The organism is Halorubellus litoreus, assembly GCF_037081675.1.
Lineage (GTDB): Archaea > Halobacteriota > Halobacteria > Halobacteriales > Natrialbaceae > Halorubellus > Halorubellus litoreus.
Map to the genome: position 1 here is coordinate 726311 of NZ_JAZAQL010000001.1, position 14821 is coordinate 741131.

The following is a 14821-nucleotide window of genomic DNA, read 5'->3' on the forward strand; positions in this document are numbered from 1 at the left end:
GAGCCACCTCCCTGTCGGCTCCGTCGGTCGTCCATGCTGGAACCAATCGCGTTCTCTCGTATAAGCCTTCAGCCACGCACAAGTCTCGCCGCTCACCAGCGCACTGATACGCCAGGGAAGAAACCGCCGTCGTCACTCCAGAGAGACCGCCGCCGTCGTCAGTAGTGGTACGCCGTGTAGCCCGCGCTCGGAACGGGCGTTCCGGAGTCCTCGTTCTCGAGTTTCTCGATCGCCTCCTCGAAGTCCGCCGTCCGGACCTCGGTGCGCTCGTCGCGGATGGCGAACATCCCGGCTTCCGTGGTCATGCTCTCGATCTCCGCACCCGAGTACCCCTGGGTCTGCTCGGCGAGCGTCTCGAAGTCCACGTCGTCGGCGACGTTCATGTTCTGCGTGTGGATCTCGAAGATGCGCTTCCGGCCTTCGACGTCCGGCTCCGGTACCTCGATGAGGCGGTCGAACCGCCCGGGGCGGAGGATGGCGCGGTCGAGCATATCGAAGCGATTCGTGGCGGCGATGATGCGGACGTTCCCGCGCGCCTCGAAGCCGTCCATCTCGCTCAAGAGCTGCATCATCGTCCGCTGGACCTCCGCGTCACCCGACGTCTTCGACTCCGTGCGCTTCGCGGCGATGGCGTCGATCTCGTCGATGAAGATGATGGCGGGTTCGCGCTCCTCGGCGAGTTCGAAGAGGTCGCGGACGAGCCGCGACCCTTCGCCGATGAACTTCCGGACGAGTTCGCTCCCGGCCATCTTGATGAACGTCGCGTCCGTCTCGTTCGCAACGGCTTTCGCGAGCATCGTCTTCCCGGTGCCCGGCGGCCCGTACAGGAGGACGCCGCTCGGCGGGTCGATACCGACGGTATCGAACTGTGCGGGATTCACGAGCGGTTCCTCGACGGCCTCGCGGACCTCCCGGATCTGTTCCTCGATACCGCCGATGTCGTCGTAGACGACGTCCGGGCTCGCGTCGACCTCCATCGCTTGTGCGCGAGCGTCCGTCTCACCGGAGAGGATGGTCTGCACGCTGAAGGAATCGTTGACCGCGACGCGGTCACCGGCCTGCAGTTCGTCCGCCATCCGCCGCGAAACGTCCGTCAGGACCTCCTGGTTGTTCCCGTGCTGCTTGACGACCGCTTCCTGCTCCTCGTCCGCGACCTCCTCGACGGTCGCGATGTACAGCGACGAGGTCTTCAACGCCTCGTTCTCGCGTTCGGTGTGGTCGACTTCGGCTTTCAGTTCCTCGCGTCGCTCGTCGGCGGTCTCGAGTTGACTCGAGAGCTGCTCGTGGACGTCCGTGATCTCCACGAAGTGCTCTCGAAGCGCCTCGAGGCGTTCCTCGTCCGACATGTCCTGGTCGAGGTCGAGCCTGGGACGGTCGGGCAATGAGGGACTCCGGGACATTCGTTGTCGGTCGTATGCGACGGTCGTAAAAGGACCTTTGGGTTAGCGCACGCCGGACGGCAGCTATCGGATGAACGCGTCGAATCACCCGACGTCACGGCTTCAGCTCGCGGCTCGCACCACGCTGTGGTCGGTCGGGACAGGGCTTTTTATCCGATGGCCGCGTACCGAACGTCCATGAAGTTCGTTATCGTGGGGTACGGTCGCGTCGGTAAGCGAACGTCCCGCATCCTCAGCGAGGAAGACCACGACGTCGTCGTCGTCGACAACGACCACGAGCGCGCCGAACGCGCGCGCGACGCGGGCTACACGGTGGTCGAGGGCGACGGCCAAGAGGAAGCCGTCCTCGAGGAAGCGGGCATCGCGACCGCGGACGCCATCGGCGCACTCACCCCGGACCTGAACGTGAACTTCGCCGCGTGCATGGTCGGGAAACACCACGGCGCACGCACCGTCCTCCGGATCGACGAGGACTACCGCGAGGACATCTACGAGAAGTACGCCGAGGACGTCGACGAGATAATCTACCCCGAACGTCTGGGGGCGGCGGGCGCGAAGACCGCGATGCTCGGCGGCGACTTCAACGTCCTCGCGGACATCACCGAGCAACTCCGCTTCTCGGTGTTCACCGTCGACGCCGACTCGCCGCTCGTCGGCCAGCGCCTCGTGAGCGTCGACCTCCCCGAGGAAGCTCGCGTGTACGCACACGGAGGCGCGGACGAACCACTCACCATTCCACTTCCGACCGTCGAACTCGAAGCCGGCGACCGCGTCGCGGTCGTCGTCGACCAGGACGGCGTCGACGCCGTCCGCGAGAGCTTCCACGCGGCCGCCTGACTCCTCGTTCCTCGTCACACTCGGTCGTCCTCACGTTCGGTCGTCGACCGAAAGGAACCGCAGGGGTTCCGTCGTCGTGTGACCCCACGTCGGTACCCAAAGGGAGAGAGACAGCGACGGGCGCGCGATGGATTCGGATGGGAACTGAGGCCGGATGCGCGCCCATCACTCCCATGCGACCGGGATTCAATAAATGCCCGTCAGACGGCCGGCCGACGGAGGTGTGACGGGAGCGTTTTTCCCGATAGCCGCCACAGTCGTGCGTATGTTCGTCTCAGGGACTGGATTACCGCTCGCGACACCGTTCGACGAGTCTGGGGACGTGGACGAGGCGGCGTTGCGCTCGCTCGTCGAGGCCGTCGAGGCCGCGGGCGTGGATTTCGTCGTTCCGTGCGGGTCGAACGGCGAAGCCGTGCATCTCGACGTGGCCGAGCGAACGCGCGTGACCGAGGTCGTCGCGGACGCCGCCACGTTGCCCGTCGTCGCCGGCACCGGCCATCCGAGCGAGCGCGTGACCGTCGAACAGACGCGAGCGGCGGCGGACGTCGGTGCGGACGCAGCACTCGTCGTCTCGCCGTTCTACCACCAGCACGACGCGGGCGCTATCGCGACGCACTACGAGCGCGTCGCGGACGCGAGCCCGATACCGGTCTACCTCTACAGCGTCCCGAAGTACACGGGGACGACGCTGCCACCGCGGACGGTGCAGTCGCTCGCCACGCACGAGAACGTCCACGGCATCAAGGATTCGAGTGGTGACCTGGAGACGCTCCAGCGGTACGTCACACTCACCTCGGGCGCGGACTTCGACGTCCTCGTCGGCTCCGGGAGCGTGTACGCCGCCGGCCTAGACGCTGGCGCGAGCGGTGGCGTGCTCGCACTCGCGAACGTCGTCCCCGACCTCGCCTCGGAGGTCTACGACCTGCACGCGAACGGCGACGACGACGCTGCACGCGCACTCAATCGCGACCTCGTGGAGTTGAACCGCGCGGTGACAGCCGAGTACGGCGTCCCGGGACTGAAAGCCGCGATGCGTTCGCGCGACTACGCCGCCGGTTACCCGCGCCGGCCGTTCCAGCCCGTCAGCGACGACGTTCGCGCGGAACTGGTCGCGCTCGTCGACGAGGCTCTCGCCGACGCGTCCGTCGAATGACTCCGTGACCGCGCCCGCGACCGGCGCGTTCTTTGACCGGGGCCGTGAACGTCGACGCATGACCTGGGCCGAGCTGTTCGACGCGACGGCCGACCTGGACGTGACCGACGCGGACGTCCGCGAGGCGCTCCGCGAGCACCGGGAGGGCGACGATGCCTGACGCGTCGCCGACGCGGATCGTCGCGGACGCGGACGTCCTCGCCGCGGACGTCCTCGTCGGCGGCGCGAGCCGGGACGCGCTCGATCACGTCCGCTCGCACTCGTGGCTGACGCTCGTCGCGAGCGACGAACTCCTGGACGACGCCGAGGCGGTCGTCGCAGCGCTCGCCGACGACGACCTCGCGGCCGCGTGGCGCGAGCGCGCCGCCGCCGCGACCGAGCGCGTCGACCACGAGCCCGGCGACCATCCAGGACTCGCGTCCGCGGTCCATGGTGGCGCCGCGCACCTCCTGTCGTTCGACGACGCGCTCGGGAGCGTCCAGACGGGGATGAGCGTCCAACCGCACGCGAAGCTCTCGGTCCGGCCGCCGGACGCGTTCGCGCGACTGTTCGACGCCGCGAGCCTCTACGCGGCCGAATTCGACGACGACTACCCGGGACCAGACCAGGACCCGCGCGCCTAGACGCTCTCGCGGGAGTCCACGCGCCTAGACGCTCTCGCGGAACGCTCTTGCGAGCGCGACGTACAGCACTGGTGCGGACACGAGCACCCACAGTGCACCCGCGCCGAGCATGACGACGTCGTCCGCGAACACCCAGAGAACGACGCCGACGACGACGAGTTCCGAGAGGACGGTGAGCGCACCTGCGACTCGCTCGACACCGACCGCTTCGAGTTGCGACTCCGACATACACTGGTTGGCAGTCGGACGCGTCAAAACGATACCGGCCGAGGCGGCGAGGGTCGGGGTGCTCCGACTCGCTACCGGTCGCCGTTGACGCGTTCGACGACGCGCCGGAGGATGGGGCGGGGCGTGACGCGTTCGCCGTAGTACGTCGCCTTGCTCAGGAGGTTCGGGAGGATGATGGTGTCCCCGGCGAGGAGGCCGCGGTAGCCGGCGGCGGCGACGGATTCGGCGTCGTTCATGAACATCGACCCGATTACGGAGTCGGTCATGTCCGCGCGGTCCTGGAATCCGGTGTCGACGGGGCCGGGACAGAGGACGCTGACGTCGACGCCGGTGTCGCGGTTCTCGACGGCGAGCGCTTCGCTGAACGAGTTCACGTACGCCTTCGATGCGTAGTAGCCCGCCATCTTCGGGCCGGGGACGAACCCGGCGGTGCTCCCGACGTTCAGGATCTTCCCGCGGTCGCGCTCGCGGAAGTCCGCGAGGAACAAGCGGGTGAGGACGACGAGCGTCTCGACGTTCAGCCGGATCTGGGAGCGTTCTTCGCCGACGTTGGACTCGTGGAATTCACCGTACGTGCCGATGCCGACGTTGTTCACGAGGATGCCGACGTCGAGGTCGCGTTCGTCGACGTCGTCGTAGAGTGCGTCGGCGGCGTGCGGTTGGTCGAGGTCGTGGACGATGGTGGTGGCGGTGACGCCGTAGCGGTCCTCGAACTCGGTGGCGGCGTCGGCGAGCGCGTCCTCGCTGCGGGCGACGAGGACGACGTCGTGGCCGTGGCGGGCGAACTGGCGGGCGAGTGCGCGACCGATGCCGCCGGAGGCACCGGTGACGAGGGCAGTCTCCTTCACGTCCGGAGTCGAGAGCGCCGGGACGTTAACCGCTCCGCTCTCGGACCGCGAGGCAGGGTGGGTGTGGCGGCGCGGGACGTGGTGAGCGGTGGGTGGCGACGAGGGGGGCGTGCAACGACGGCCGTCGCGAGTGCGTCGGTCGCCGGACGGCGCGCTCGCGAGTGGTGGACGCGGTGGTCGCGCGAGACGGACGTCGATGACGGCGGGGCTCGCGGACCGCGAGCGGTCAGGGCACGCCGGGCGTCGCCGCGGCTTCGTATAAGAAGAAAGGGGGCGGCGGGTCGAGTTACTTGGCACCCTTGGTATCGGCGGGTTCGCCGGCGAGCCAGTCGGCGAACTTCGCGAGGGCGCGACCGCGGTGACTGACGGCGTTCTTCTCGGCGGTACTCATCTCGGCCATCGTCGTGCCGTCGTGCTCGAAGATGGGGTCGTACCCGAACCCGCCGTCGCCGCGCGGGGCGACGATGGTCCCGGGGACGCTCCCCTCGAACGTCTCCACCTGCACCGCGTTGTCGCTCTCACCGGTCTCCTCACCGTCGCCGCCGTCGCCAGCGTCGTCGGGGCGGTGGGCGTACGCGAGGACGGTCCGGAAGTGCGCGCGTCGGTCGTCCTCGGCCTCGCAGAGCCGCCAGACGCGGTCGACGCCGAGGGTGTCCTCGACGAACGACGAGTACGGGCCGGGGAACCCGTCGAGCGCGCGCACGAACAGGCCGGCGTCGTCGACGAGCACGGGGTCGACCCCGCCGAGTGCCTCGAACGCTTCGCGGGCGCCGGCGGCGGCGACGGTCGCGAGGTCCCCCTGGACCTCGGTGTAGTCGTAGTCGACGCGCTCGACGTCGTCGAGGTACTCGCGGGCCTCGTCGGCCTTCCCCTCGTTGCTCGTGACGAATCGGATGGGCATACGCGAGACAGCGGTCCCGGGTGGTAAGGAGGCGTCGGTCCGCGGTCGCCGTCGTAGAGTGGTCGTGGTGTGCGCGGTCACACGTCGAGGTCGCCGAGGATGCGGCTCTCGGCGCGCCGGAGGTGTTCGGCGGCGGTGCCGGGCGCGCAGTCGATGGCGTCGGCGACGTCGTCGACGCCGGCGTCGCGCGGCACCTCGTAGTAGCCCATGCGCTGTGCGGCGCGGACGGCGTCGCGCTGGCGGGTGGTGAGGTCGACGCCGACCTCGGGGTCGGCGGGCGGGTCGTCGCCGACCTGGTCGACGGTGACGTCGATGACGTCGGGGACGCCGTCGAGGACGGCGCGGAGGACGTCGGGGTCGCCGACGACGCCGAGGGACATCGTGCGGTCGGTGTGGTACGCGACGGGTGGGACGGCGAGGACGCTATGCTCGGCGAAGACGTCGAGGAGGGAGGCGTCGACGTCGGCGGGTGATTCCTCGACGTATACGTAGAAGGCGTCGTCGGTGATGGGCGCGAGTTCGAACGACTGGACGCGGTCGAGGTCGGCGAGACGCTCCGCGTACGGCTCGCGGTCGCCGCGGACGTGGAAGAGGAGGGTGTTCGCGTCCGGGCCGTCGTAGTTCCAGTGGATGAGCCGGTAGTCGGCGTAGTCGCCGTGTTCGCAGACGAACGCGTGCATCGGGTGGATGACGTCCCCGGGGAGGTCGAGCGTGAGCCGGAGGTACTTCACGTTCAGTCGATTCCGGACGGTCGACTTAAAACCTCTAGTGGGTGAGACGATGGAGTCGTGCGTCGGCCCCGCGTCGGTTCGACCATGCGATACTGTCGATTCGACGGGGGTGCTCGGTCGTGAGCGAGGCCGTGCTGCGCGAACGCGAGACGGACGCGGACCGGGGGCCGACGGTCGAAGCGCTCGAGCGTGCGCTCGGCGACCTCGCGGTCGGTCGCGACGAGCACGTGAACGCGCCCGCGGTCGTCGTCCGCCCGGACACGGTCGCGGACGCGGTCGCGACGCTCCGGGACGAACTGGGGCTCGACCACTGCGCGTGCGTCACCGCCCAGGAGTACGCCGACCGCTTCGAGACCGTCTACCACCTCCGGGACTACGACGACCCGCGGCGGGAGGGGAGCGTGGTCGTGCCGACGACGCGCGAGTCGCCGGAGAGCGAGAGCGCCGCGAGCGCGTTCCGGACGTGCGACTGGCACGAGCGCGAGGCGTACGACCTCCTCGGTATCGAGTACGACGACCACCCGGACCTGCGGCGCATCCTCCTCCCGGAGACGTGGCAGGGCCACCCGCTGCGCGAGGACTTCGACCAGGACCGCCCGCAGGTCGTCACGCTCGAAGCGCACGCGAACCCGCTCGCCGACGACGCGCGCGGCGGCGCGGAGTCGGGAGGTGGCGAGGCCGGCCGAGAGACGATGTTCCTCAACATCGGCCCGCATCATCCCTCCACGCACGGCGTCCTCCACGTCGAGACCGTACTGGACGGGGAGACCGTCGTCGACGTCGACCCCGACATCGGGTACATCCACCGGTGCGAGGAACAGATGTGCCAGTCCGGGACGTACCGCCACCAGATCATGCCGTACCCCGACCGGTGGGACTGGGCGTCGGCGGGCCTGCTCAACGAGTGGGCGTACGCGCGGACCATCGAGGACCTCGCGGACGTCGACGTCCCCGAGTACGCGCAGGTCATCCGGACGATGGGCGCGGAACTCTGCCGGATCGCGTCGCACATGCTCGCGATAGCGACGTACGCCCTCGACGTGTTCGGCGAGTTCACCGCGGTCTTCCAGTACGGCATCCGCGACCGCGAGAAGGCGCTCGGCCTCCTCGAGGAGTTGACGGGCCAGCGGATGATGTTCAACTACTTCCGCGTCGGCGGCGTCGCCTGGGACCTCCCCCAGCCCCGGGAGGCGTTCTTCGAGCAGGTCCGTGAGGAACTCGACACGCTCCCGGACGCGATGGACGAGTACTACGACCTCCTCGCGAACAACGAGGTCTTCCAGACGCGGACGATGGGAACGGGCGTGCTCGACGCCGAGACCGCGAAGACGTACGGCTGTACGGGCCCGGTCGCTCGCGGCTCGGGCGTCGACTACGACCTCCGCCGCGACGACCCCTACGGGTACTACGACGAACTGGAGTGGGACGTCGTCACCGAGGACGCCGGCGACAACCTCGCTCGCGTCATGTGTCGGATGCGGGAGGTCGAGCAGTCCGCGCGCATCGTCCGCCAGTGCGTCGACGTCCTCGAGGACTGGCCCGAAGACGACCGCGTCGTCCAGTCGAACGTCCCGCGGACGCTGAAACCCGAGCGCGACCGCGAACTGTACCGCGCGGTCGAGGGCGCGAAGGGCGAACTCGGCATCTATCTGCGGAGCGACGGCACGGACTCGCCCGCGCGGTTCAAGATACGGAGCCCGTGCTTCTCGAACCTGCAGGCGCTCCCGGAGATGGCCGAAGGCGAGTACGTCCCGGACCTGGTCGCGACGCTCGGCAGCCTCGATACTATCATGGGCGAGGTCGACCGCTAGAAGGGGAGAACGCCTCGTTCGCCGTCAGTCCTCGACGACGACCTCGACGGGGTCCTCGTCGCCGACCGCGTCGTCGTCGCTGCCGCCGCGCTCGTTCCAGAGGAGCGCGCCGACGACCGCGAGCGCGACCCACGACCGCCAGTTCGCGAGGTTCAGCGTGTACCCGATGCCGAACGGTTTCTCGACGAGCATCCCGTCACCGGGCTGCCAGTAGGACTTCAGCATGCGACTGATGCTCGGTCGTTCGAAGTTGTACGGGATTCCGAAGACCTCCCCGCTGCTGGGCTTGTCGGACATACGAAAGGATACGCGCGGTCGACTTATCAACGTTGCCGTCTCCCAACCCGCTCACGTCCAGTTCCCGTCGCGGTCTCGCGCGACCGCGAGCCAGTCGAGAGAGTACTCGAAGGGTCGCTCCAGTGCTCGAAGGGTCGCCGGAGTGCTCGGCCGCTACTGGTAGCGGCCGCGGCCTTCGACGGCTTCGAGCTGGTCGAGGACGCGGTCGTCGCCGGCGGCGGCGTAGCCGTCGCGGAGCGCGGCGCGGAGCGGCCCGGGGTCGCTCGCGGTGCCGACGAGGCTCTGGTCGAAGACGTGGAGGTCCATCGCGTAGTCCTCGACCTGCTCGGTGTGGTAGCCCAGGCCGAAGTCGACGAGGAACACGCGCTCGTCGCCCGCTTCGTCGTCGATTCCCCCGGCCTCGTCGCCGTCGCCGGCTTCGGCCGCTCCGGTTCCGCTGCCACCGGTCACGCGGACGTTCCGCGTCGTCGGGTCGCCGTGCACGAACCCGGCGTCGTGGAGCGCCGCGAGGTGCGCGCCGACGGCGCGGACGCGTTCGGCGGTGAGCCCGCGAGCGAGGTCGCGGTCGCCGACGTGCTCGAAGACGAGCGTCCCTTCGTCGTCGTCGACCTCGCGGACGACCGGCGTCGGGACGCCTTCGGCGCGCGCGGCGTGCGTGAGTCGCGCCTCGCTCCGCGTCCGGGTCTCGCGGAGTCGACGGTCGAGCTCGGGGTGCCGGTACGCTTTCGGGACGCGGCGCTTCGTGACGACGTCGCCGACGTCGACGACCGCTTCCGCACCGCGGACCTCGGTCCCGGATTCGGGCGCGATGGCGACGTCCTCGCCGGCGTCACGCCACGTCACCGGGACCTCGTCCGGCCGGAAGTTCGCGTCCACGTTCGAGTCCTCGATGGCGAGCGTGTCGCCGGCGGCGTACATCTTCGCACCGAGCAGCGCGATCATGCCGGCGTTGTCCCGGAGGAATCGCGGTTCGGGCGCGTAGAAGTCCGCGTCACGGGCGTCACACATCTCCTCGAGCATCCGTTTGAGGCGCGCGTTCTGCGCGACGCCGCCGCCGAGGACGAGTTCGTCACTTCCGGTCAGACTGAGGGCGCGTTCGGTGACCTCCGCGAGCATCGCGAAGATCGTCTCCTCCAGCCCGCGGCAGACGTCCTCGACGGGAACGCCGTCGTCGGACGCTTGCTTCGCGGCGCTCATGATGCCGGAGAACGAGAAGTCCATGCCCTTCACGACGTACGGCAGGTCGACGTACTCGCCGTCTTTGGCGTGCGCTTCGACCTTCGGGCCGCCGGGGTGACTCCAGCCGACGTGTCTCGTGAACTTGTCGATGGCGTTCCCGACGCCGGTGTCCATCGTCTCGCCGAGGACGCGATAGCGGCCGTCGCGGTACCCGAGCAGGTGCGCGTTCGCGCCGCTCGCGTTCAGGCACACCGGCGAGTCGAACCCGGAGCGATGCCGGCCGATCTCGAGGTGCGCGACCATGTGGTTCGCGCCGACGAGCGGGACGTCGAGCGCTTGCGCGAGCGCTCGCGCGGCCGTCCCGACGATGCGGAGGCACGGCCCGAGGCCGGGGCCGCGCGAGAACGCGACCGCGTCCACCGCCGGCCCGTCGCCGTCGTGCCGGTCGCGAGCGTCCGCGAGCGCCGCCGCGACGACGCTCGGGACCGCCTCCTGCATGTGCTCGGCGGCCTCGCGCGGATGGATGCCGCCGCTCTCGGGCTCGTACGCCTCGGAGTGGATGCGGAAGTCGTCGCGCGCACCGTCGTACACCGCGGCGCTCGCGCACCACGCCGTCCCCTCGATACCGAGCACGCGAACCGGCTCGCCGTCCCGCGTCACGCCGCCGTCCGCTACCTCCCCTGCGTCGGCCATCTACTTGCTCTGGACTCGGCCACCCAGCGAGAAGACGACTTCGGTCCGCGACCGCCGGCGCTCCAGGGAGCCAGGCGCGCGCGACGACGCCGGCGCTCCAGGGAGCCAGGCGCGCGCGACGACGCCGGCGCTCCAGGGAGCCAGGCGCGCGCGACGACGCCGTCGCTGGTCGAGCGTGGCGTCGAAAGAACGGTACGCGGGTACTTGCTGCGGCGCTACTGCCACTCGGTGTAACTGCACTTGCCGCAGTGCAGTCGGTCGCCGTAGTCGCCGAGGAACGTGTCGCCGCAGCGCGGGCACTGTTCGCGCGTGTGCTCGCCGTCGTCGTCGTAGAACTCGTGTGCGGGCATGCTATCAGGCCTCCTCCGCTTCCGCGTCCTCGCCGGTGATGGCGTTCCGGTCGAGCATGTGTTCCTGTTCGACGTCCTGGGCGTCCTCGGCCGTCTCGTAGACCTTCGCGTAGCCGACGGTCTTGCGCATCCCGAACTTCGTGTCGAGTTCGCGGACGACGACCTCGTCGGCGTCCTTGTTCAGCTTCGCCGCGAGGCTGTCGCGGACGGAGAGGCGCGAGGGCGTGGCTTCGTCGTGGACGACTTCGAACGTGACGTCCGTGCGGTGCAACATCGGGTTGTCCTCTTCAGAGAGGATTTCGACGTCCATGGTATCTCAGTTACCGTAACTACCCCTCGAAACCCCTAAAAGAATTTCGAAGTGCCCAACCGACCCCACCGGACAGATACCTTATTTATTCAAGGTCGAGTACCATTGCCATTGGATTTATCACACTCGGGGAGAGTCCCCGGGTATGTTCGGTATACTGCGGCGTGTCGTCCCGGACGCCATCCGGCGACGCTACGCACTCAAGTTCGGTATCGTCATGCTCTGTCTCGGCGTGGTCGTCGCCGGCATCGGTGTCGCCGCGACCACACAGGTACAGAACGAGGTCCAGAACGGCGCGAAGGCGGAGTACGAACAGGTCGCGAGACAGGAGTCCGCGAAGCTCGCAACCTGGAACGAACGCAACCTCCAGCTCGCGACCCACCTCTCCGGGACCCTCGCCGTGCGGCAAGGCGACGGCGACGCGATCGACGCGCTGTTCCAGAACCGCACCGACAGACCAGGGATCTACCGCATCGACTACGTCGACCTCCAAGCTGGCGAGGTCGTCGTGTCGACGCGGCGCGCCGAGGGTCGGTCGCTGTCCGAACTCGACGTCGAGGACGCCGACCGCCTGCGGCGCGTCGCGACGAGCGACGGCGGCGGGTTCTACGGCGCCTACGAGCGCAACAGCGTGGAGGCGATGACGTACGCCGCGGCGACGCCGGACGGCGACCACGCCGTCCTCGTGACGATGGACGCCGGCACGGTCGCGACGGACCTCGATGGTGCGACGGAGAACGGCGCGGTCGCCGTCATCGACCCCGAGAAGCGCATCGTGTTCGACAGCGAATCCGAGGAGGGAACGGGCAAGTTCCTCTCGACGTACGAGACGGGACGCGCGGACCAGTACGTCCAGGCGCGGTCCGAGTCCGCCGGGTTCTCGCAGTCGCTCGTCACGGGGCCGGCGTCGGGCGTGCTCGTCGGCGACGACGGCTACGGGCTGCCCCAGGAGACGTACCTCGCCGGGTACTCGCCCGTCGAGGGCACCGACTGGGTCGTGGTCGTGCACGAGCCGACCGGGACCGCGTTCGGGTTCGTGAAGGACGTCCAGCAGTACGGGCTGCTCGTCACGGGCGGCATCGTCGTCCTCATCGGCCTCGTCGGGCTCGTGCTCGGTCGGAACACCGTCCGGTCGGTCGACGACCTCCGCCGGAAGGCCGGCCGCATGGAGGACGGCGACCTGAACGTGGACTTCGACACGCACCGGATCGACGCCATCGGCCAGCTGTACGTCGGGTTCGCGTCGATGCGGGACGCGCTCCGCGACCAGATACGGGAGGCCCAGGAGGCGCGCGAGGCCGCCGAGGCGGCGCGCGCGGAAGCCGAAGAGATGAACGAGCATCTGGAGCAGAAGGCCGACGAGTACAGCGCGGTCATGCAGGCGTGCGCCGACGGCGACCTCACCGAGCGGATGCGTCCGGAGTCCGAGAGCGCGGCGATGCGGTCCATCGCCGTCGAGTTCAACGAGATGGTCGCCGAGATCGAGGCGACGACCGCGGAGGTGAAGGCGTTCGCGAGCGAGGTCGCGACCGCCAGCGAGGAGGTCACCGCCTCCAGCGAGGAGGTGCGTTCGGCGAGCCAGCAGGTCACGGAGTCCATCCAGGAGATCTCCGATGGCGCGGAACGCCAGAACGAGAGCCTGCAGTCCGTCAGCGGCGAGATGGAGCAGCTGTCGACGACCACCGAGGAGATCGCGGCGTCCTCGAACGAGGTCGCGGACATCGCGGAACGAACCGCACAGACGGGACGCGAGGGCCGGGAGGCCGCCGAGGCAGCCATCGAGGGGATGGCGGAGCTGGAGAGCGAGTCCGAGAGCGCGGTCGCGGCCATCGAGGACCTCGAGAACGAGATGAGCGAGATCGACGAACTCATCGAGTTCATCGGCGACATCGCGAAGGAGACGAACATGCTCGCGCTGAACGCGAACATCGAGGCGTCTCGCGGGTCGGCGGAGGCGAGCGGTGACGGCGACGAAGGGTTCGCGGTGGTCGCGCAGGAGGTCAAGGAGCTCGCGAGCGAGACGAAGGACGCCGCCGAGGACATCGAGGCGCGCCTGGAGCGCATCCAGGACCAGACCGAGCACACCGCGGGCGAGGTCCAGCAGACCGCGGACCGCGTCGCCGAGCACACCCAGAGCGTGCGGGACGCGGCCGGGGCGCTCGACGAGATCGCGGAGTACGCGGCGGAGACGAACGACGGCGTCCAGGAGATATCCGCGGCGACCGAACAGCAGGCGGCGAGCACCGAGGAGGTCGTCGCGATGGTCGACGACGCCGCCACCATCTCAGAGGAGACCACCGCGGAATCCGAGAACGTCGCCGCCGCCGCCGAGGAGCAGACCACCGCACTCACGGAGGTGTCGAACTCGGCGAGTTCGCTGAGCGAGCAGGCGTCGCAGCTCTCGGCGGCGCTCGACCGGTTCGACACCGCCGCAGCACCCGAGGACGACGTCGCGTTCGACGAGGAGACGGTTGCGAGCGCGTTCGAAGAGCACGCGGAGGGCCAGGCGCGACCGGGTGACGAGCCGGCCGGAGAGCTCGGCGAGCCCGAGTTCGACGCGTTCGACGGCGAAGCCCCCGGAGATGCGTCGTCGGAGGACTCGAGCGCGAGCGCCACGCCCGATTCCAGCGGCACGAGCGACACCGACGGCGACGCGTCGGCCGACACCGACGGCTCGCCCGACGGCGACGAGTCCGACGACGGCGACGAGTCGCTCACGTTCGACGACTGACGGCGCAGTCGCGTCCCTTCACCTCGTTCTTCGCGGTCGAGCGACCGACGCCTCCACGGGCGCGACCGGCCCGACGACGCCGTCGCTAGCCGAGTCCGCGAACTTCGAAGAACCGCCCTCGGTCAGGCGTCGTCGACCGCCGCCCAGAACGCGTCCTGGTCGCCGTCCATGCGCTCGAGGAGCGCACGGAACTCCGCTTTCGTCTCCTCGGTCACGGGCACGTGCACCATCCCCGCGTCGGGCTGGCCGTACACGACGCTCGCCCCGACCGGCGCCACCATCACCGCGGGCAGCACCGCGAGGTCCTCCTCGCCGTCGACGAACACCGTCGTCGGCTCGGCGGCCGCGACCGCGTCACCGAGCGCGCGAACGAGCGCCGCCGAGAGCGCGCCAGCCGGGTTCGCGACCGTCACGTCCGGGTGTACGACCGCGTCGCGGACCGCGTCGTCGACGACCTCGCGCTTCGTGTGCTCGTCGACGACCGCCACGTCCGGCTCCCGGCCCGCCTGCAGGAAGTGATACGTCACGATGTCACCCACCGCGACGAGCGGCCCGTCGACGTCCGCCAGGAGCGCCTCGGCGTCCGTCTCCACGGGCCCGAACGGCTCCTTGAACGCCGACCGCAACGACTCCGGGAGCGTCAACAGCACGTCCGCTTGGCCCGCGGTCTCGTCCGCACCGTCCCCGTCGCCCGCACTCTCGTCCGCACCGTCGTCCACGCCAGTCACG

15 protein-coding genes are annotated in these 14821 nt (G+C 69.4%); 5 read left to right on the top strand and 10 right to left on the bottom strand.

What is annotated here, in order from left to right; genetic code table 11:
• Positions 1–158: 158 nt before the first annotated feature.
• On the bottom strand, positions 159–1400 hold the full coding sequence (pan2, locus tag VYJ16_RS03695; protein WP_336348962.1) for a proteasome-activating nucleotidase Pan2: 1242 nt from the start codon (positions 1398–1400) through the stop codon (positions 159–161).
• Between the two features lie 177 nt (positions 1401–1577).
• Between pan2 and VYJ16_RS03700 the strand changes: the two genes are divergently transcribed.
• The 3 genes from VYJ16_RS03700 (at position 1578) to VYJ16_RS03710 (ending at position 4013) form a co-directional block, all read left to right on the top strand.
• Positions 1578–2237 (top strand): potassium channel family protein, encoded by a 660-nt coding sequence (locus tag VYJ16_RS03700; RefSeq protein WP_336348963.1) that lies wholly within the window; start codon positions 1578–1580, stop codon positions 2235–2237.
• 265 nt (positions 2238–2502) lie between these two features.
• Complete coding sequence (locus tag VYJ16_RS03705; RefSeq protein WP_336348964.1) at positions 2503–3390, top strand: dihydrodipicolinate synthase family protein; 888 nt, start codon at positions 2503–2505, stop codon at positions 3388–3390.
• 152 nt (positions 3391–3542) lie between these two features.
• Complete coding sequence (locus VYJ16_RS03710; protein WP_336348965.1) at positions 3543–4013, top strand: DUF7384 family protein; 471 nt, start codon at positions 3543–3545, stop codon at positions 4011–4013.
• 24 nt (positions 4014–4037) lie between these two features.
• Here the strand turns inward: VYJ16_RS03710 and VYJ16_RS03715 are convergent, their stop codons facing one another.
• The 4 genes from VYJ16_RS03715 to VYJ16_RS03730 form a co-directional block, all read right to left on the bottom strand.
• Positions 4038–4241 carry a hypothetical protein gene (locus tag VYJ16_RS03715; protein ID WP_336348966.1) on the bottom strand — a complete coding sequence of 68 codons (204 nt, stop codon included), beginning with the start codon at positions 4239–4241 and terminating at the stop codon, positions 4038–4040.
• A 71-nt stretch (positions 4242–4312) separates the two neighbouring features.
• A complete protein-coding gene (locus tag VYJ16_RS03720; RefSeq protein ID WP_336348967.1) occupies positions 4313–5089 on the bottom strand; it encodes an SDR family NAD(P)-dependent oxidoreductase in 777 nt (258 codons plus the stop codon).
• A gap of 286 nt (positions 5090–5375) precedes the next feature.
• Entirely contained in the window at positions 5376–5990 is a 615-nt protein-coding gene (locus tag VYJ16_RS03725) for a non-canonical purine NTP pyrophosphatase (RefSeq protein WP_336348968.1), read from the bottom strand.
• A gap of 77 nt (positions 5991–6067) precedes the next feature.
• The gene (locus tag VYJ16_RS03730) at positions 6068–6721 is read right to left on the bottom strand and encodes a helix-turn-helix domain-containing protein (protein ID WP_336348969.1); all 654 of its coding nucleotides are present in this window, start codon (positions 6719–6721) and stop codon (positions 6068–6070) included.
• A 131-nt stretch (positions 6722–6852) separates the two neighbouring features.
• On the opposite strand from VYJ16_RS03730, the gene VYJ16_RS03735 reads away from it, so the two are divergent.
• Positions 6853–8532 (top strand): NADH-quinone oxidoreductase subunit D-related protein, encoded by a 1680-nt coding sequence (locus tag VYJ16_RS03735; protein WP_379762005.1) that lies wholly within the window; start codon positions 6853–6855, stop codon positions 8530–8532.
• A 24-nt stretch (positions 8533–8556) separates the two neighbouring features.
• Here the strand turns inward: VYJ16_RS03735 and VYJ16_RS03740 are convergent, their stop codons facing one another.
• The 4 genes from VYJ16_RS03740 to VYJ16_RS03755 form a co-directional block, all read right to left on the bottom strand.
• Complete coding sequence (locus VYJ16_RS03740) at positions 8557–8829, bottom strand: DUF5808 domain-containing protein (protein WP_336348971.1); 273 nt, start codon at positions 8827–8829, stop codon at positions 8557–8559.
• Positions 8830–8982: 153 nt separating this feature from the next.
• The gene (locus VYJ16_RS03745; RefSeq protein WP_336348972.1) at positions 8983–10701 is read right to left on the bottom strand and encodes a bifunctional N(6)-L-threonylcarbamoyladenine synthase/serine/threonine protein kinase; all 1719 of its coding nucleotides are present in this window, start codon (positions 10699–10701) and stop codon (positions 8983–8985) included.
• A 215-nt stretch (positions 10702–10916) separates the two neighbouring features.
• Entirely contained in the window at positions 10917–11051 is a 135-nt protein-coding gene (locus VYJ16_RS03750) for a 30S ribosomal protein S27ae (RefSeq protein WP_227132387.1), read from the bottom strand.
• A 4-nt stretch (positions 11052–11055) separates the two neighbouring features.
• Positions 11056–11361 (bottom strand): 30S ribosomal protein S24e, encoded by a 306-nt coding sequence (locus VYJ16_RS03755; RefSeq protein ID WP_227132388.1) that lies wholly within the window; start codon positions 11359–11361, stop codon positions 11056–11058.
• A gap of 145 nt (positions 11362–11506) precedes the next feature.
• On the opposite strand from VYJ16_RS03755, the gene VYJ16_RS03760 reads away from it, so the two are divergent.
• On the top strand, positions 11507–14092 hold the full coding sequence (locus VYJ16_RS03760) for a methyl-accepting chemotaxis protein (RefSeq protein WP_336348973.1): 2586 nt from the start codon (positions 11507–11509) through the stop codon (positions 14090–14092).
• Positions 14093–14214: 122 nt separating this feature from the next.
• On the opposite strand, the gene VYJ16_RS03765 is transcribed toward VYJ16_RS03760, so the two are convergent.
• A complete protein-coding gene (locus VYJ16_RS03765) occupies positions 14215–14820 on the bottom strand; it encodes a GTP-dependent dephospho-CoA kinase family protein (protein ID WP_336348974.1) in 606 nt (201 codons plus the stop codon).
• Position 14821: the final 1 nt, after the last annotated feature.

Coding starts and splice junctions, on each gene's coding strand:
- VYJ16_RS03745 (WP_336348972.1), bottom strand. CDS start 10,701: ATGGCCGACGCAGGGGAGGTAGCGGACGGCGGCGTGACGCGGGACGGC.
- VYJ16_RS03750 (WP_227132387.1), bottom strand. CDS start 11,051: ATGCCCGCACACGAGTTCTACGACGACGACGGCGAGCACACGCGCGAA.
- VYJ16_RS03755 (WP_227132388.1), bottom strand. CDS start 11,361: ATGGACGTCGAAATCCTCTCTGAAGAGGACAACCCGATGTTGCACCGC.
- VYJ16_RS03710 (WP_336348965.1), top strand. CDS start 3,543: ATGCCTGACGCGTCGCCGACGCGGATCGTCGCGGACGCGGACGTCCTC.
- VYJ16_RS03705 (WP_336348964.1), top strand. CDS start 2,503: ATGTTCGTCTCAGGGACTGGATTACCGCTCGCGACACCGTTCGACGAG.
- VYJ16_RS03725 (WP_336348968.1), bottom strand. CDS start 5,990: ATGCCCATCCGATTCGTCACGAGCAACGAGGGGAAGGCCGACGAGGCC.
- VYJ16_RS03740 (WP_336348971.1), bottom strand. CDS start 8,829: ATGTCCGACAAGCCCAGCAGCGGGGAGGTCTTCGGAATCCCGTACAAC.
- VYJ16_RS03715 (WP_336348966.1), bottom strand. CDS start 4,241: ATGTCGGAGTCGCAACTCGAAGCGGTCGGTGTCGAGCGAGTCGCAGGT.
- VYJ16_RS03700 (WP_336348963.1), top strand. CDS start 1,578: ATGAAGTTCGTTATCGTGGGGTACGGTCGCGTCGGTAAGCGAACGTCC.
- pan2 (WP_336348962.1), bottom strand. CDS start 1,400: ATGTCCCGGAGTCCCTCATTGCCCGACCGTCCCAGGCTCGACCTCGAC.
- VYJ16_RS03760 (WP_336348973.1), top strand. CDS start 11,507: ATGTTCGGTATACTGCGGCGTGTCGTCCCGGACGCCATCCGGCGACGC.